12 protein-coding genes and 1 pseudogene are annotated in these 16844 nt (G+C 57.5%); 7 read left to right on the top strand and 6 right to left on the bottom strand.

Annotated elements, in window-relative coordinates; all coding sequences use genetic code 11:
* Window positions 1–116 (bottom strand): annotated as a pseudogene (locus IR141_RS04830) (IS1595 family transposase); the annotation flags it as partial.
* 108 nt (window positions 117–224) lie between these two features.
* On the opposite strand from IR141_RS04830, the gene IR141_RS04825 reads away from it, so the two are divergent.
* The 3 genes from IR141_RS04825 to IR141_RS04815 all read left to right on the top strand — a co-directional run bounded on the left by IR141_RS04825 (window position 225) and on the right by IR141_RS04815 (window position 2075).
* Window positions 225–1001: an exodeoxyribonuclease III gene (locus IR141_RS04825; protein ID WP_135034528.1), complete on the top strand. Its 777-nt coding sequence runs from the start codon at window positions 225–227 to the stop codon at window positions 999–1001.
* Between the two features lie 105 nt (window positions 1002–1106).
* The gene (locus tag IR141_RS04820) at window positions 1107–1538 is read left to right on the top strand and encodes a hypothetical protein (RefSeq protein ID WP_135034527.1); all 432 of its coding nucleotides are present in this window, start codon (window positions 1107–1109) and stop codon (window positions 1536–1538) included.
* 3 nt (window positions 1539–1541) lie between these two features.
* Window positions 1542–2075 (top strand): alpha/beta hydrolase, encoded by a 534-nt coding sequence (locus IR141_RS04815; protein ID WP_135034526.1) that lies wholly within the window; start codon window positions 1542–1544, stop codon window positions 2073–2075.
* 554 nt (window positions 2076–2629) lie between these two features.
* Here the strand turns inward: IR141_RS04815 and bamC are convergent.
* Window positions 2630–3763 carry an outer membrane protein assembly factor BamC gene (bamC, locus tag IR141_RS04810; RefSeq protein ID WP_135034525.1) on the bottom strand — a complete coding sequence of 378 codons (1134 nt, stop codon included), beginning with the start codon at window positions 3761–3763 and terminating at the stop codon, window positions 2630–2632.
* Window positions 3764–3780: 17 nt separating this feature from the next.
* On the bottom strand, window positions 3781–4656 hold the full coding sequence (gene dapA, locus IR141_RS04805) for a 4-hydroxy-tetrahydrodipicolinate synthase (RefSeq protein ID WP_135034524.1): 876 nt from the start codon (window positions 4654–4656) through the stop codon (window positions 3781–3783).
* 435 nt (window positions 4657–5091) lie between these two features.
* Between dapA and IR141_RS04800 the strand changes: the two genes are divergently transcribed.
* Window positions 5092–6480, top strand: coding sequence for a nucleobase:cation symporter-2 family protein (locus IR141_RS04800; protein WP_135034523.1), 1389 nt, complete (start codon window positions 5092–5094; stop codon window positions 6478–6480).
* 446 nt (window positions 6481–6926) lie between these two features.
* Here the strand turns inward: IR141_RS04800 and accC are convergent, their stop codons facing one another.
* Window positions 6927–8279 carry an acetyl-CoA carboxylase biotin carboxylase subunit gene (gene accC / locus IR141_RS04795; RefSeq protein ID WP_135034522.1) on the bottom strand — a complete coding sequence of 451 codons (1353 nt, stop codon included), beginning with the start codon at window positions 8277–8279 and terminating at the stop codon, window positions 6927–6929.
* Between the two features lie 99 nt (window positions 8280–8378).
* A complete protein-coding gene (accB, locus tag IR141_RS04790) occupies window positions 8379–8837 on the bottom strand; it encodes an acetyl-CoA carboxylase biotin carboxyl carrier protein (protein ID WP_135034521.1) in 459 nt (152 codons plus the stop codon).
* A 525-nt stretch (window positions 8838–9362) separates the two neighbouring features.
* On the opposite strand from accB, the gene IR141_RS04785 reads away from it, so the two are divergent.
* The 3 genes from IR141_RS04785 to putA all read left to right on the top strand — a co-directional run bounded on the left by IR141_RS04785 (window position 9363) and on the right by putA (window position 15297).
* Window positions 9363–10631: a M48 family metallopeptidase gene (locus IR141_RS04785; RefSeq protein ID WP_194198377.1), complete on the top strand. Its 1269-nt coding sequence runs from the start codon at window positions 9363–9365 to the stop codon at window positions 10629–10631.
* Window positions 10632–10816: 185 nt separating this feature from the next.
* Entirely contained in the window at window positions 10817–11221 is a 405-nt protein-coding gene (locus IR141_RS04780) for an META domain-containing protein (RefSeq protein ID WP_167743051.1), read from the top strand.
* 473 nt (window positions 11222–11694) lie between these two features.
* Complete coding sequence (gene putA / locus IR141_RS04775; protein WP_135034518.1) at window positions 11695–15297, top strand: bifunctional proline dehydrogenase/L-glutamate gamma-semialdehyde dehydrogenase PutA; 3603 nt, start codon at window positions 11695–11697, stop codon at window positions 15295–15297.
* 683 nt (window positions 15298–15980) lie between these two features.
* Here the strand turns inward: putA and IR141_RS04770 are convergent.
* Window positions 15981–16676, bottom strand: a complete 696-nt coding sequence (locus tag IR141_RS04770; RefSeq protein ID WP_135034531.1) for an aspartate/glutamate racemase family protein — start codon at window positions 16674–16676, stop codon at window positions 15981–15983.
* Window positions 16677–16844 lie beyond the last annotated feature (168 nt).

Here is a 16844-nt window from a genome sequence, read left to right as displayed (position 1 = left end):
GTATTGGGCTGAATACCTAAGATATCGGCAGCAGAACGTGCGGTTACTTCCAATACAAAATATTCAAGCAGTTTTCTTTGCAGACTCTTCTTTAACTTACAGTGGGTTATCTTCATTTTGGCAGCCTATCATGACTGCTAATCTACGTCAGCCCCTTTTCTTTTTTCAGACGGCCGGAAATTGGGCTACAATCGCGCTTTATCCAACACACCTCAAACCCTATCATGCTGAAAATTATTTCTGCCAATGTAAACGGCATCCGCTCTGCCTATAAAAAAGGTTTTCTCGAATATATCGCCGCCTCGGGCGCGGATATGGTGTGCGTGCAGGAGCTCAAAGCCCAAGAGCCTGATTTGTCGGAAGATATGAAAAACCCGCACGGTATGTACGGCGTGTGGCATTGCGCCGAAAAGCGCGGCTACAGCGGCGTGGCAATATACAGCAAACAGAAGCCCGACAGCGTGCAATACGGCATGGGCATCGAAGAATTCGACCGCGAAGGCCGTTTCGTGCGCGCCGATTTCGGCAATCTGAGCGTGATTTCACTCTACCTGCCTTCAGGCACCAGCGCGCCGGAGCGGCAGGCACTCAAATACCGCTTTCTCGATGCTTTCTACCCCATGCTGGCCGAGATGAAAGCGGTCGGGCGCAGCATTGTGGTGTGCGGCGACTGGAACATCGCCCACCAAAACATCGACCTGAAAAACTGGAAAGGCAACCAGAAAAACTCGGGCTTCCTGCCCGAAGAGCGCGCTTGGATCGGCAAAGTTATCAACGATTTAGGCTGGGTAGATATGTGGCGCACACTCTACCCCGAAGAGCCGGGCTACACCTGGTGGAGCAACCGCGGGCAGGCCTATGCCAACAATGTGGGGTGGCGCATCGATTATCATATGGTAACGCCAGATCTGGCGGCCAAAGCCGTTTGCGCCCATGTTTATAAAGACGAGAAATTTTCCGACCACGCGCCGCTGGTGGTGGAATATGACTACACGCCCTAATATGAAAACAATGCTGTTGGCGCGGGTTTGGCTTGAAGCCCGAACCCGCCCGATTGGCAAGATTAAGAGGCCGTCTGAAAGCCCTTTTAAACCCATGAGCCAGCCATGAACACTTTTTTTGCCGCCCTGCCCGTTGCCGCCGCTCCGCCCGTTTGCGCACAAACCTGCCGCAGCCAAAACCCCTACACTTCAGACGGCCACCCCAACCGCAGCCGCTTTGAAGCCGCCGCCCAAACCGGGCGCTGCTTTCAGACGGCCTGCCGCAGCCGGCATTACTCCGGTGCCGCCAAAATCAAACAGCCATATCCAAACCACTGCGGCAGCTTCCTGCGCATCACCGGGCAGATGCACACACGCAGCGGTTTGGCCGCGAGCCGCAACAACGCCGGCAGCCCGGCAGCCTGCCGCCGCCCGCGGCAATCTTTGGCCGGGCATATGGCCGATGCCGGCGGCTTTGCCGCGCCGTATGTCTATCGCGAAAGCTACAAACGCAGGCGGCAACACGCCCGCTCCAACCTGAAAGCCTGCGGCGGGTAAACCATGCAAAGCCACGAGCTCGAAGACTTAACCCTGTTGCTGGTACGCGATGCCGATGAAGCCGAAATGTGGATAGACCGCTGGGCGCTGAGCTACCCCACCGTGCGCACGGCAGCGGTTTCGCGCAGCCGGCCTATCGCCGAATGGCAGCAGGCCGTGGGCGCGGCAGTGGGCAGCATCCACAGCCGCAATATTGCCGCCGTTGCCCACGGAGCGGGCATTTCGGGCTGGCTGTCATGGCTTTATCTGGCCGATGTGAATATGCAGAAGCGGATAAAAAACATGATATTGGTGTCGCCCCGCCAAGATGCGTTTCCCGATGATGCCGACCACACCCTGCAACGGGTGCGCTGCCACTGCCCCAGCGCGCTGGTTATCGGCAGAAACGACCGTGAATGCCCTCAGCAATGGGCGCAGCAGCAGGCGCAGCTTTGGGGCGCGCGCCTGCTGGCCGCTCCGCAACCCGGCCGTCTGAACGGGCATCTGAACGGCTGGCAGTGGGGAATGAAATTGTTGCAGGAAATGTTGCTGAAATAAACGGATATTTTGTACAAACAACAGGCAGAGGCTTTTCAAAGCTTATTTAGGCCCTCTGAAATAACCAATTGTCGTCATACTAATCTCCAACTTCCCTTATACCCATACCCAACTGCCCTCATACCCAACTGCCGTTATACTCGGGCTTGACCCGAGTATCTGTTATTTCTCTCACAACAAAAAGATACTCGGGTCAAGCCCGAGTATGACGCAGATGCTTTAATTTGAAAGAATCAGGCCGTCTGAACAATATTTTTCAGACGGCCTTTCGCCACCATTATGTTGTTATTTTCAAATAAAGTGAGTTTCCCTATGAAATCAAATAATAAGGTGGGGGGTTGGAACGGCAGCGGGACGTGGTTTGCTGCATCTGCTCTACGCTATTGTAATGGTTGAGGCACACGCTGCCCGTTTTGTTTGTCCTGCCGAATGCCGTTGGCGGATGCTGCCACGCCGCCAAAACCATTGAGCCGGCAAAGAATCAGGCCGTCTGAAAAATATTGTTCAGACGGCCTGATTCTTTGCCGTTGCTATTTAGGCGGCAAGCGTGGTTATCAGCGCAATTCGGTGTGCAGACGGCCCAACCATGCAGAAGCATCGCTGCCCCGGTAGGCGCTGCCGTCGCGGTTGAGCAGGCGGATGCGGGTGCCGTTGTTTAACGGCTCTGCATACACAATCAGCTCGGGGCGGGCGGCCGCAGCCGAGGCAGCTTGGGTTTCGCCTTTACCGAACAGGCGTTTGAAAAAACCGGTTTTTTTGGCAGAAACTGCCGTGCCTTCCTGCGGCGCGGGCTGCACCAAAAATGCGTGGCGTTCGGCATTTTGACCGAGCACGGTCAGGCCGATGCGGTCGAGCGCCAGCGCGATGCGGCGCCAGTTGCGGTTGTGGTCGCCGCTTACCAAAACGGTATCACCGCTGACGGAAGCCAAATCGCCGCCGCTGCGTGCTGCGGGGGCAACGCTGTTGCCCAAGGCGTTTTCGGCCTGCCGGGCATCTATGCCCAAATACTGCATAAAGCGGGCGAGAAAGGCCGCTTCAAGGTTGGGATCGTTGGGACGCGGCTGCCACATGGTGGTGTCTTTGTTTTTGTCGCCATACACCTCCTGCATACCTTTATGGGCGAAGAAGATGTCGGTGGTGCCGTTGCGGCCGTGTTCTACACGGATAATGAATTTGTCGCGCTCGCTGGTGGAATAAATGCCGCCCAAGCCCACTTTTTCAAACAGGCGGCGCAGGCCGTCGCCGGCGATTTTGGCGCGGTTTTCCGCCCATTCGGTTTCCATTTGACCGATGGCGGGCTCTTCCAATTTGATTTCAAAGCCGTTTTCCTGCCAAAACACTTTCAGCAGCGGCCAGATTTCGGCAGGCTGCTTACCTTCCACTACCAGCCAGCGCTGGCTGCCGTCGCGCTCGAGGCGCACGCCTTTCACACCCTGCAGCACGGCTTGGCCGGCAGGCTGCTGTGCGCCGCTGCGGCGCGCTATATCGCTGGCGCGCACGGCACCCGAGCCGGCAGGAATCTGATACAGATTGCCTTGGTCGGGGTTGGTTAAATCGGGCGGAACTTCAAGGTTCACCACTTTGCGGTTTTGGGTTTGATAATCGAATTTGGGCTGCTCTCTGCTGCCCGAGCAGGCGGCCAGGCCGGCCAAAGCAATCAGGGATATTGCCGTTTTGATGCGGTTCATTCGCGGGATTCCTCCGGTTAAATCAGTTGGGCGCTTTTCAGCGCGCTGTGTACTTTGGCTTGGCCGTCTGAAGAAAGTTCAACAATCGGCAGGCGCACATGGGGTTGGCACAATCCCATTGCAGACAACGCCCATTTGGGGGCGGCGGGGCTGGGTTCGCAGAACATCACGTCATACACGGGAATGAGCTTTTTATTCAGCGCACGCGCGGCGGTGGTATTGCCGGCAATGGCTTCGCGGCACATATCGGCAAACAGTTTGGGGGCAACGTTGGCGGCCACCGAAATCACGCCGTCTCCGCCGCAAAGCATAAACGCCAAACCTGTGGGGTCGTCGCCCGAATATACTGCAAAGCCTTCCGGCACACGGTTGATCAAGTCGGTTTCGCGGGCGATGTCGCCGCTGGCTTCTTTCACGCCTACGATATTGGGAATTTCGGCCAGGCGCAGTATGGTTTCGTTGCCCATATCCACCACCGTGCGGCCGGGCACGTTGTAAACAATCATGGGAATGCTGCAGGCTTCGGCGATGGCTTTGAAATGGCGGTAAATGCCTTCCTGCGAGGGTTTGTTGTAATAGGGAACGACCGACAGGGTATAGTCGGCTCCCAAACGCTCGGCACCTCTGGAAAGCTCGATGGCTTCTTCGGTGTTGTTGGCACCGGCTCCGGCAATCACGGGCACGCGTTTGCCGGCATATTTGACGGCGGCTTCCACCACGGCCAAGTGTTCTGCAACCGGCAGGGTGGCGCTCTCGCCGGTGGTGCCTACGGCCACGATGCCGTCGGTTCCGTTTTCGATGTGCCAGTCGATTAAGGTGCGCAGCCCGCCGTAATTGATGCTGCCGTCTTCATTCATGGGGGTAACCAGGGCAACCAAACTGCCTTTTAACATGGTAAAACCTTATTTCTCGAACATTCGGTTAAAGTGTAACGGGTTCATTTTCAACACCGCGCAACAGGCCGAAAACAGCAGAAACAATATGCGGCCGCTTCAATCTGCCGCCTGCGCGGCCTGCAGAATCTTCTCTTTGCGCCGGGGTGCGGCAACGTTTCAGCGAAGCCCGTGAATCCGTTAACGGGCGATTGTAGCCTACTTTGAAATAGATGGGAAATGCTGATTATGCGTGCCCTGCAAAGGTTTGCAAAGGTTTTTCAGGCCGTCTGAAAACGTTTCGGCGGCTTTTCAGACGGCCCGGTTTTTATGCGGTTATGCTGGAGGGCATGTTTTTCCCAACGGGAGCCGCCGCTTTGAAATTGAAGTCGGCACTTGGATTGTTTACAATCTGCGCTTACAAATTTTATCGTTCGGTTACACAAGGAATATACGATGTCAGCCCCTCCCCGCAAAAGCGATGCCCCCGACTTGGTTTACCGCCTGGAAGACAAACCTCCCTTCGCCAACGCACTCTTAAGCGCAACCACCCACCTGTTGGCGATTTTCGTGCCGATGATTACGCCGGCGCTGATTGTGGGCGGTGCGCTGAAACTGCCGCCGGAAATGACGGCTTATTTGGTGTCGATGGCGATGGTGGCCTCGGGCATCGGCACTTATCTGCAGGTGAACCGCCTCGGGCCTGTCGGCTCGGGCATGTTGTCGATTCAGTCGGTCAATTTTTCGTTTGTGGGCGTGATGATTTCACTGGGCTTGGGCATGAAGGAGCAGGGCTTGGACGAACACGCCATGCTCTCCGCGCTGCTCGGCGTGGCGTTTGTGGGCGCGTTTTTGGTGGCCGGCTCGGCATGGCTGCTGCCCTACCTGAAAAAAGTCATCACCCCCACCGTGAGCGGTGTGGTGGTAATGATGATCGGCTTGAGCCTGATCAGCGTGGCCATCACCGAATTCGGCGGCGGCTATGCAGCCATGGGCAACGGCACCTTCGGCGCTTGGCAGAATATTGCGTTGGCAGCGTTTGTGTTGGCGGTGGTGCTGTTTTTCAACAGCCTGAAAAATCCGCTGCTGCGCATGAGCGGCATTGCCGTGGGCATGGTTTCGGGCTATGTGGTGGCGCTGTTTTTGGGCATGGTGGATTTTTCGGTGTTGGAAAACCTGCCGCTATTTACCGTGCCTGTGCCGTTCAAATACGGCTTTGATTTTCAATTTGTTCCGTTTCTGGTGGCCGGCCTGGTGTATCTGCTGAGCATCTTTGAAGCGGTAGGCGATTTAACCGCCACGGCGATGGTGTCCGGCGAAGACTATGAAGGCGGTGAATTTCAAAAACGCCTGCGCGGCGGTGTGTTTGCCGATGGTTTGGTGTCGGTGATTGCCACCGCGCTGGGGTCACTGCCGCTCACCACTTTCGCCCAAAACAACGGTGTGATTCAGATGACCGGCGTGGCTTCGCGCCATGTGGGCAAATATATTGCGGCCATTTTGGTGCTGCTGGGGCTGTTTCCCGTGGTGGGCCGCGCGTTTACCACCATTCCCAGCCCGGTTATCGGCGGCGCGATGGTGCTGATGTTCGGCCTGATTGCCATCGCCGGTGTGCGCATTATCATGACCAACGGCATCGACCGCCGTGAAGCCGTGATTGCCGCCACTTCCATCGGTTTGGGCCTGGGTGTGAGCTTCAAGCCCGAGGTGTTTGCCCTGCTGCCCGTGAAAGAGCTGTTTCAAAACCCCATCTGCATGGGCGGCACCGCCGCGCTGCTGATGAATCTGATGATGCCGCACGATAAAGGCGGTAAAGTTTATCTGAGCGATGAATTAGACGTTTGACACGGCGAATCCCCGGTTCTCTATAGCATTTCTGGCTTTGCCCCTCGGGGATAAAGCCACTTCGTTTTCAACACAGGGCAGCGGCTGCGGACAATATTTATTATGGTTCAGCTGCGCCATACCTGCCCTGAGGCCGTCTGAAACATTTCCAAGCGATAAAACAAGGCAAAACGGCAGGCTTCAGGATATACAAACATTACAAAAGCGCGCTAGTTGCCGCTGCAGCAGTCTGCACAACCGCTCTCTTTCAACCGGGCAGGCGCTGTGATGGTTTCAAAGCAGACGGTTATCGCCGCCGCAAGCAATAATAAGATTAAATTGAAATGAAAAGGACTGAATCCTGTTGAGTGGAGTGTAGGATTCAGTCCTTGCCAACCGCTTGGTTAACCTGTCCGGCTTTTGGGAGCCGTTCAAAACGGGCGGTTGGTGTTTGCCGCTCTGCATTGTTATTTGACTTTTTTGGCTTCCAGCCAATGCTCCAAATAGTGAATGCTCACCCCGCCTTCTTGGAAGTCGTGGTCGTTAAACAAATCATGGTGCAGCGGGGCGTTGGTTTTGATGCCCGTAACCGCCAGCTCGGCCAGCGCCACCCGCATTTTGGCCATAGCCTGCTGGCGGGTTTTGCCGTGAACACAGATTTTGCCGATTAAGCTGTCGTAGTTGGGCGGAATGCGGTAGCCCTGATAAATATGGCTGTCCACGCGTATGCCCAAACCGCCGGGCAGATGGCAGCTTTCAATCAGGCCGGGGCTGGGAATGAAGTTGTAGGGGTCTTCGGCATTAATGCGGCACTCGAATGCGTGCCCTTCCAGCACGATGTCTTTCTGACTATATTGCAGGGGCAGGCCGCCGGCAACGCGGATTTGTTCCTGCACGATGTCGATGCCGGTGATCAGCTCGGTAACGGGGTGCTCCACCTGCACGCGGGTGTTCATCTCGATAAAGAAAAATTCGCCGTTTTCATACAGAAATTCAAATGTGCCCGCACCGCGGTAGCCGATGCGCTTGCAGGCGGCCACGCAGGCTTCGCCGATTTTTTTGCGCTCTTTGTCGGTGATGCCGGGGGCGGGGGCTTCTTCAATAACTTTTTGGTGGCGCCGCTGCATGGAGCAGTCGCGCTCGCCCAGATAAACGGCGTTGCCGTGTTCATCGGCCAACACCTGAATTTCGATGTGGCGCGGTTTTTGCAGATAGCGTTCCATGTAAACCATGGGGTTGCCGAAGGCCATGCCGGCTTCGGTTTTGGTCATTTCCACCGCTTTGAGCAGGTCTTCTTTTTTCTCGACCACACGCATACCGCGCCCGCCGCCGCCGCCCGATGCTTTGATAATCACAGGAAAGCCCACTTGTTCGGCAATTTTGACGATTTCGGCATCGTTGTCCGGCAGCGCACCCTCAGATCCCGGCACACAGGGCACACCCGCCTCAATCATAGCGTGTTTGGCCGACACTTTATCGCCCATCAGGCGGATAGTGGCAGGCCTGGGGCCGATAAACACAAAGCCCGACTGCTCCACCTGCTCGGCAAAATCGGCATTTTCGGCTAAAAATCCGTAACCCGGATGCACGGCATCGGCTCCGGTGACTTCGGCAGCGGCGATTAGGGCGGGGATATTGAGATAGCTCTGCGGCGAAGGCGGCGGGCCGATGCACACAGATTCATCGGCCAATTTCACGTGCAGGCTGTCTTTATCGGCTTCGGAATGCACGGCAACGGTGGCAATGCCCATTTCGCGGCAGGCACGTAACACACGGAGCGCGATTTCGCCGCGGTTGGCAATCAATACTTTTTTCAGCATAGGGATACTTTCAGAAGAGGTTTCAAGCACGCGGCCCGATTCTGAATACGGCGGGGGTTTCAGACGGCCTCCAACGCAACCAAAGGCCGTCTGAAAAGATTATTCGATGATAAACAGCGGCTCGCCGTATTCTACGGGCTGGCCGTTTTCAACCAGAATTTCTTTGACAACGCCGGATTTCTCGGCTTCGATTTCGTTCATCAGCTTCATCGCCTCAATGATGCACAGGGTTTCACCGGCTTTGACGCTTTGGCCGACCTCTACAAACGGCGGGGAAGACGGGCTGGGGGCGCGGTAAAACGTGCCGACCATCGGGGATTTCTGCGCGGCCGACAAATCGCGTGCGGCGGGAGCCTGCGCGGCAGGGGCGGCGGCAACGGGAGCCGGGGCGGCAGCGGGCGCGGCATGGTGCACCACGGGCACTGGAGCGGCATAAACAGCCTGTTGCGCAGTGGAGCGGGTGATGCGCACTTTTTCTTCGCCTTCGGTTACTTCGATTTCGGCAATACCCGATTCTTCAACCAGGTCGATTAATTTTTTCAGCTTGCGTAAGTCCATCGTGATTCCTTTTGCTCATGACGGTAGATGAAATTCCAACTGATACAGCGTTGCCCCGCCCTGCTGCACTGTCTGCGGCCCGCCTTCGTTTCAGCCCAAACTTAATCCACTCACTGTAAACCGCCCAACGGGCGCAAACCACCGCATTGCGCCGCAAGAATACGGCACCGTTTTACAGGCGGTAATAAAAAAAGATATTTGGCTATTTTTACCAACTTGCTGTTAAATGTCCAGCAAAATATCAAAAAAAGACCGTTTTCAATGCAAATATCCGGGTTTCGGGCGGTATGGCGGAACGGCCGGAAAGCCAAGCGAGCATTTATTCTAAGGCGGGTTTGCGCACATAAATTTCCATACGGATAAAAACCTGCAAAGCGGGCGCAAAAGCAGGGGGTTATCCCGCCGCAACAGACGCAGAGCCGTTTTAAAGCGATTTTTCAGACGGCCTGCCGCCTGCCGCACCGGCTGCATTATCATGATGGTTTTCGATAAAGGCCGATGGGCCGTCTGAAAAAGGGAAAACATATGAGCAGACCGCTGCCGCCCAAACTGCAGAAAACACAGCAGCAGCTCGATCGGATTTCTGCCGAGTTCAAACAGCATATGGCCGCCGGACGCTACCGTGAAGCCGTGTGCGAAGCCGTCAAAGCCCACGCTTTGATTCCCAAAGCCGTTGCACCGCTGAGCGATGCTGCCACCGCAGCCGTGAAAGGCGGCCTGTGGCAGGAGGGCATCGGCTATGCCGAAAAAGCCCTGCAGCGCAACCCGCAGCATATCAATTCGCTCGATGCGCTTGCCCATGCCTACGGTGCGCTCGGCGATTGGGAAAACTGCCGCACCTACGGCCTGCAGGCCTTGCAGCTTCGCGATAAAAGCATTGCCGCGCAGATTGCGCCGCCGCAAACCCGTGAACGCCCCGGCGGCAAAAACATCATTGCGTTTTCGCTGTTCGGTGCGGGCTCAGAATACATTGAACCGGCGGTGATGAACACCGAATTGGCCGGCGAAATCTACCCGGGCTGGACGTGCCGCTTCTATATCGATGGCAGCGTGCCTGAAACTGCGGTTCAGCGGTTGCAGGCCAACGGTGCCGAAATTGTGCGGGTGCGCGGCAGCGTGGAAAACTGGCCGGGCGCGATGTGGCGGTTTCTGGCGATGGACGACCCCGAAGCCGCGCGGGTGGTTTTCCGCGATGCCGATTCGGTGGTTTCGCAGCGCGAAGCCCGCGCGGTGCGCGAATGGATAAGCAGCGGCAAGCTGTTTCACACCCTGCGCGATGCCGGCACCCACACCGAGCTGATATTGGCCGGGCTGTGGGGCGCCGTGGCAGGCAGCGTGCCCGATATGCGCGGCAGAATCGAAGCCTTTCTGGCCGTGCCGCCGGCTTCACGCCATTTCGCCGACCAATTGTTTTTGCGTGAAAACGTGTGGCCTTATGCCCGCCAAAGCCTGTGTGCGCACGACCGTATTTTCGGTTTTTCCGGCGCGGTGCCGTTTCCCGGCCATGCCCCGTCCGACTACAACCGTTTCCATGTGGGCTGCAACGAAGGCAACACCCGTTTTCAGGCGGCCTTCGGCCTGCCGGACGGCAGCCGCGTGCTGTGGCGTTTGTTCAGCCGCATTTCGCCGCTGCTCAACGCCGATTACTCGCTGAACGTTTTGCCTGATGAGCGACTGGTGTGCGCCTATGAGGCCGTGGTGCAAAACGGTAAAGTAAGCGGCCTGATTCCCTACCGCTATGCCAAAGGCTTTTCAGACGGCCTCTCTAAGATTACCGTGGCCGCGCTGGAATAATCAGACAGAAGAGCCCTGCGCGGTTTGCAAAGTCAAACCGAATATCATGTTCAGACTTCAGGCGGTCTGAAATCTGCTTGAACCGAAAGAACAAACAAGCGGTTAATGATTGGCGCGCCCCGCATGGTTTGAATTTCCGGCTCTTGCGCTGGTAGAATCTGACCGATATGAGAAAGGACTGCCCAATGAAACCCCTTACTTTATTTGCAGCTTTGCTGCCGGCGGCCTGCGTTGCCGCCCCTTCTGCCGCCCCTTCTGCCGGCCTGGCAGGCAAATGGCAGGTGCAGGAGGCCGATTCCGCCGCCATGCCCGAAGGGGTAAGCATCACCTTGCTGGCAGACGGGTATTTCCACACCGACGGCGGCTGCAACAGGCTTTTCGGACGCTACCGCCAAAGCGGCAACCGCCTGATTTTTTCAGATGCCGCCAGTACCCTGAAAGCCTGCGCGGACGGGCAGCATATGGAAATCGACAGCCGCCTCGGCACCGCTGTCGGCACACACCGAACCTACCGCATCAGCGGCACGCAGTTGGAATGGTTCAACGATAACGGCAAAGTGGTGCTCAAAGCAGTGAAGAGCGAACCATAAACGGCGTAAAAGGCCCAGATGCGCAATGCGCCGCCACTTCCGGCAGGCATTGGCGGCCGTCTGAAAATACGCACCCGCCGTTGTTTGCGCCGGGCGGAAACGGCGGCAATACTTTCGAACGCACCATCCGACCTGTCTGCCAACGCCCCGCAGACAGGCTTTTTGTGATGACGGGGTTGGTTATCCTGCTACCGTCTTTTTGTAAGCTTTGGTAAACTGTTGATTCAAGATAATCATCATTTTGCCTACCGCTTTTTCAGACGGCCTTTAGAGCGTGTGGTCAGGAAGCATTGCGGCGGTATTTTTGGTCAAAATCCTCATCTGCCGCGTTAAAAATGCGCGCAAGACAGTTCAATCTTGCTGTGCTTTTTGCCCTGCATCTGCCGATTTTCCCTCAAAAAACCGCTTCGCAAGCATGATGACTGCACACTCTGAAGCAAAGGCCGTCTGAAACAAAAACAACGGAGAAAAATATGTTTCACTTTGCCCATCCGCAGCAAACCGCTCTGCGCCAAGCCGTTACCCAAGCCTACCGCCGCGATGAAACCGAAGCGGTGCAGGATATGCTCCAGCGCGCGCAAATGAGTGCCGCCGAGCAAAACGGCGCTTCGCAACTGGCGCGCCGTCTCGTTACCCAAGTGCGCGAAAACCGCAAAAAAGCCAGCGGCGTAGATGCGCTGATGCACGAATTTTCGCTTTCCAGCGAAGAGGGCGTGGCGCTGATGTGCCTGGCCGAGGCGCTGCTGCGCATTCCCGACAACGCCACCCGCAACAAGCTGATACAAGACAAACTTTCAGACGGCGATTGGAAAAGCCATCTCAACAACAGCCCCTCGCTATTCGTGAACGCCGCCGCATGGGGTCTGCTGATTACCGGCAAACTCACCGCCCCCGCCGGCCGGCAGGGTTTGGGCGCAGCATTAACCCGTATGCTGGGCAAGGGCGGCGAACCGCTCATCCGCAAAGGCGTGGATTACGCCATGCGTATGCTGGGCAGGCAGTTTGTTACCGGGCAAACCATAGAAGAGGCGCTGCAAAACGGCAAAGAGCGTGAAAAATCGGGCTACCGTTTTTCATTCGATATGCTGGGCGAGGCGGCAATGACGCAGGCCGATGCCGAGCGTTATTATCAGGATTACGCGAACGCCATCCACGCCATCGGCAAAGATGCGCAAAACGCGGGCGTGTATGAAGGCAACGGCATTTCAGTGAAGCTTTCCGCCATCCATCCGCGCTATGTGCGCGCACAGCACAAGCGTGTGATGAGCGAGCTGCTGCCCAAGCTCAAACAATTGTTTATGCTGGCGAAATCTTACAATATCGGCCTGAACATCGATGCCGAAGAAGCCAACCGGCTGGAATTGTCGCTCGATTTGATGGAGGCGCTGGTATCCGACCCCGATTTGGCAGGGTTTAACGGCATCGGCTTTGTGGTGCAGGCTTATCAGAAACGCTGCCCGTTTGTGATTGATTATCTGGTGGACTTGGCGCGGCGCAACCAGCAAAGGCTGATGATACGCCTGGTAAAAGGCGCGTATTGGGACAGCGAAATCAAATGGGCGCAAACAGACGGCCTGAACGGCTATCCCGTTTACACCCGCAAACTGCACACCGATATTTCCTATCTGGCCTGTGCGCGCAAACTGCTTGAAGCGCAAGACGCGGTGTTTCCGCAGTTTGCCACCCACAACGCCTACACGCTGGCGGCGGTTTACCAAATGGGCGAAGGTAAAGAATTCGAATTCCAATGCCTGCACGGCATGGGCGAAACGCTCTACGACCAAGTGGTCGGCGCGCAAAACCTCGGCCGCCGCGTGCGCATTTACGCGCCGGTGGGCACACACGAAACCCTGCTGGCCTATCTGGTGCGCCGCCTGCTCGAAAACGGCGCCAACTCGTCTTTCGTAAACCAAATCGTTGATGAAAAAATCAGCATCGAAACATTAATCCGCAGCCCGCTCGACACCATCGCCGAGCAGGGGGTGCGCCGCCACAGCGCGCTGCCGATGCCGCGCGAGCTTTACGGCGCCGGCCGTCTGAATTCCCTCGGTGTGGATTTGAGCAATGAAAACGTGTTGCAGCAATTACAAACCTCAATGAACGAAGCTGCCGGCCAAAGTTTTCAGACGGCCTCTTTAATCAACGGCCGAAGCCGCGAAATGCAGCCCGCCCGCCCCGTGCATAATCCCGCCGACCACAGCGATATTGTCGGCAGCGTATCGTTTGCCGATGCCGCGCTGGTGCAGGAAGCCGTTGGTGCCGCCGTGGCCGCACAAAGCCTTTGGGGCAGCACGCCCGCCGCCAAGCGCGCCGCCTGCCTGCGCCGTTTTGCCGGCCTGCTCGAAGAACATACCGCCGCGCTGATGATGCTGGCCGTGCGCGAAGCGGGCAAAACGCTGAACAACGCCGTTGCCGAAGTGCGCGAAGCGGTGGATTTCTGCCGCTATTATGCCGATGAAGCCGAGCACACCCTGCCTCAAGATGCCGAACCTTTGGGCACGGTGGCAGCCATCAGCCCGTGGAACTTCCCGCTGGCGATTTTCGTGGGCGAAGTGGCGGCGGCGCTGGCGGCAGGCAATACCGTAGTGGCCAAGCCTGCCGAGCAAACCGGCCTGATTGCCCATTATGCCGTGCGCCTGCTGCACGAAGCCGGCGTGCCGCCCGAAGCCCTGCAACTGGTGTTGGGCGCGGGCGATGTCGGCGCGGCACTCACCCAAGATGCGCGCATCAACGGCGTGATTTTCACCGGCTCCACCGAAGTGGCGCGCCTGATTAACCAAACTTTGGCCAAACGCAGCGACAATCCCGTGCTGATTGCCGAAACCGGCGGCCAAAACGCCATGATTGCCGACAGCACCGCGCTGACCGAGCAAGTGTGCGCCGATGTGCTCAACTCTGCTTTCGACTCGGCCGGCCAGCGCTGCTCGGCACTGCGCATTCTGTGTGTGCAGGAAGAAGCCGCCGAGCGCATGGTGGGCATGATTAAAGGTGCAATGAACGAATTGCGCGTGGGCAATCCGCGCGGGCTGGACACCGACATCGGCCCCGTGATTGATGCCGAAGCGCAAGCCAATCTGTCGGCACATATCGACGCCATGAAAGCCCGCGCACGCGCCTGCCACCAAATCAGGCCGTCTGAAAACGCCGGCAACGGCACGTTTGTGCCGCCCACGCTGTTTGAGCTGGACAATCTCAACGAATTGCAGCGCGAAGTGTTCGGCCCCGTGCTGCACGTTATCCGTTACCGGCCTGAAAATCTCGATGATTTAATCAATCAGATCAACAGCAAAGGCTACGCCCTCACCCACGGCATCCACAGCCGCATCGATGGCGCCGTAGAACGCATCAAAGGCCGTATCGAAGCGGGCAATGTGTATATCAACCGCAATATCGTGGGCGCGGTGGTGGGCGTGCAGCCTTTCGGCGGCCACGGCCTTTCCGGCACCGGCCCCAAAGCGGGCGGCCCGTTCTACCTGCAGCGCCTCACCCGCCTGCAACAATGGAAAGTGCCGCATTTGAGCCGCATCGGCCAAGCCGATGAAGCCGCACTCAAGCAGTTGGAAAACCTGCTGCACAGCCTGCCGCTGCCGCAAGAATCCAAACTGAAGCTGGCCGCCGGGCTGGGCACCGCCAGAGTGCTGACCCTGCGCCGGGCAGAAGTGGTGCTGCCCGGCCCCACCGGCGAGCGCAACACCCTGGGCTGGCGCGCGCCGGCACGGGTGTGGCTCTACGGCGGCAGCCTGGAGCAGGCATTTGCCGCGCTGATTGCGCTGGCGGCCAACGGCATCCGCGCGGTGATCGAGCCCGACCACCCGCTGGCCGCCTATGCCGAACCGCTCGGCGGCCTGCTGGAAATACACACGTGCCCCGAGCAGAGCGGTATCCGCCATGTGGCCGCACTTTCCCTGCTGCCGGCAGAATACAAACAGTCGCTGGCCGCCTCGGAAGGCGCGTTGATTAAAGTGCTGCCGTCTGAAAACGGCTTGGATATTTACCAAGTGTTTGAAGAAATTTCGTGCAGCACCAACACCACCGCCGCCGGCGGCAATGCGGGCCTGATGGCGATGGCTGATTAGTAGCCCCCAAGCCGCTCCGAAAATAAACGGCAACGAACCAACCCCGGTTCAAGCAGTTTGAGCAAGCGGCTGCCTTCTCAGGGCTGAATCCCGTGTTAAGCAGGGTTCGGCCCTTTTCATTTCCACCCCGCCCCATCGCGGCGGCACCACGAATCCACTCACTCCGCAGCTTTTCTACACCTTGGTCGCTCTAATGCATCCACTTTATTTTCGGCACAAGGGGCAGGCGGCAGACAATACGACAAAACGCCGTAACGGAAATAAAGCGGATTGGCTGCACCTGTAATGCCTGCACTCTGCTCCCTGATATGTTTTGTTCCGTGGGTATCCCACGGAGCCCGCCTGCACACTGCCGCCCCGCCTAAGAAAAACCCTCCGGCTGCCTGCTTTGCGCCCTACCCCTGCAGGCACTGCCTCTTTTGCAACCTGCCTCTGCCTGTGTACGCCGCTATAAAAAGCCGCCGCCCCGAGGCCGGCTGCCCGAGGGGTGCGGTTTATTGCGTGTTTCCCAAAGCAACAGCCCGAAACCTCTGTCAAAACGCCTTCGGCCGTCTGAAACGCTTCAATACCGCCATATCCGAGCTTGAAACGGGCATCTCGTTTTCCCGAAAGCCATTGAAAAAAGATGCCCGGTTCAAGCCCGGGCATCACTCAGATTTAGGCAGAAAACGGCTTGCAACGCTTCAATCTTCATGCAAAGCAAACTCTGCCGCTGCCAGCGCATGGATTTCGGCGCTGTCAAACACCGGCAGCGGGCAGTCTTGCGGTTTCAGCAGCAGGCCGATTTCGGTGCAGCCGAAAATCACGCCTTGCGCGCCTTCGTTCTGCAGCTCCCCGATCACGCGCAGATAATCACGTTTTGCCGCTTCGGTAAAACGGTTGCGGCACAATTCTTCAAAAATCACGCGGTGGATTTCGTGTTGCCCGCTTTCAGACGGCACCACGGTTGTGATGCCCGATCTGCGCAGACGGTCGGTATAAAAACCATCGCTCATGGTAAAGCGCGTGCCCAACAGTGCCACTTTTCGCAGCCCCGCCGCCCCAACGGCCGCAGCCGTTGCATCCACCACATGAATCAGCGGAATCTCCACTGCCGCTTCGATGGCGGGCGCAACTTTGTGCATGGTGTTGGTGGCCAACACCAGCGCCTGCGCCCCCATGTTTTCCAGCCTGCGCGCACTCTGCGCCAGCATTTCGCCCGCTCCCTGCCAGTCGCCCGCGCGCTGCATGGCGGCAATGGTTTCAAAGTTCACGCTGTGCATCAATATATCGGCGCTGCTGTTGCCGCCCAAACGGCAGTTGGCTTCGCGGTTGATAATCTGATAATACGATACGGTGCTCTCGGGGCTCATGCCGCCGATAATGCCGAGGGTTTTCATGGTTTCAGACGGTCTTTCGCAAAGGTGGTATCGAAGCGCTTTATTTCCGTTGCGGCACAGCCCGAAGAAAACGGCTTTGCCGGCCGCCGCCGGCAGCAGAACCGATGGTGTGCTGCCCATGCTGCCAGATGCCGGAAATGAAGCGGGTTTGCGATATGCAACGGCGTG

The sequence above is a fragment of the Neisseria sp. 19428wB4_WF04 genome (assembly GCF_015235335.1).
Taxonomy (GTDB): domain Bacteria; phylum Pseudomonadota; class Gammaproteobacteria; order Burkholderiales; family Neisseriaceae; genus Neisseria; species Neisseria musculi.
The sequence above is the reverse complement of the archived record's forward strand: the minus strand, read 5'-3'. Positions and strand labels throughout refer to the sequence as shown.

Excerpts from the sequence above, each read along its gene's own strand:
- IR141_RS04825 (WP_135034528.1), top strand. The coding sequence starts at position 225 with ATGCTGAAAATTATTTCTGCCAATGTAAACGGCATCCGCTCTGCCTAT.
- IR141_RS04820 (WP_135034527.1), top strand. The coding sequence starts at position 1,107 with ATGAACACTTTTTTTGCCGCCCTGCCCGTTGCCGCCGCTCCGCCCGTT.
- IR141_RS04815 (WP_135034526.1), top strand. The coding sequence starts at position 1,542 with ATGCAAAGCCACGAGCTCGAAGACTTAACCCTGTTGCTGGTACGCGAT.
- bamC (WP_135034525.1), bottom strand. The coding sequence starts at position 3,763 with ATGAACCGCATCAAAACGGCAATATCCCTGATTGCTTTGGCCGGCCTG.
- dapA (WP_135034524.1), bottom strand. The coding sequence starts at position 4,656 with ATGTTAAAAGGCAGTTTGGTTGCCCTGGTTACCCCCATGAATGAAGAC.
- IR141_RS04800 (WP_135034523.1), top strand. The coding sequence starts at position 5,092 with ATGTCAGCCCCTCCCCGCAAAAGCGATGCCCCCGACTTGGTTTACCGC.
- accC (WP_135034522.1), bottom strand. The coding sequence starts at position 8,279 with ATGCTGAAAAAAGTATTGATTGCCAACCGCGGCGAAATCGCGCTCCGT.
- accB (WP_135034521.1), bottom strand. The coding sequence starts at position 8,837 with ATGGACTTACGCAAGCTGAAAAAATTAATCGACCTGGTTGAAGAATCG.
- IR141_RS04785 (WP_194198377.1), top strand. The coding sequence starts at position 9,363 with ATGAGCAGACCGCTGCCGCCCAAACTGCAGAAAACACAGCAGCAGCTC.
- IR141_RS04780 (WP_167743051.1), top strand. The coding sequence starts at position 10,817 with ATGAAACCCCTTACTTTATTTGCAGCTTTGCTGCCGGCGGCCTGCGTT.
- putA (WP_135034518.1), top strand. The coding sequence starts at position 11,695 with ATGTTTCACTTTGCCCATCCGCAGCAAACCGCTCTGCGCCAAGCCGTT.
- IR141_RS04770 (WP_135034531.1), bottom strand. The coding sequence starts at position 16,676 with ATGAAAACCCTCGGCATTATCGGCGGCATGAGCCCCGAGAGCACCGTA.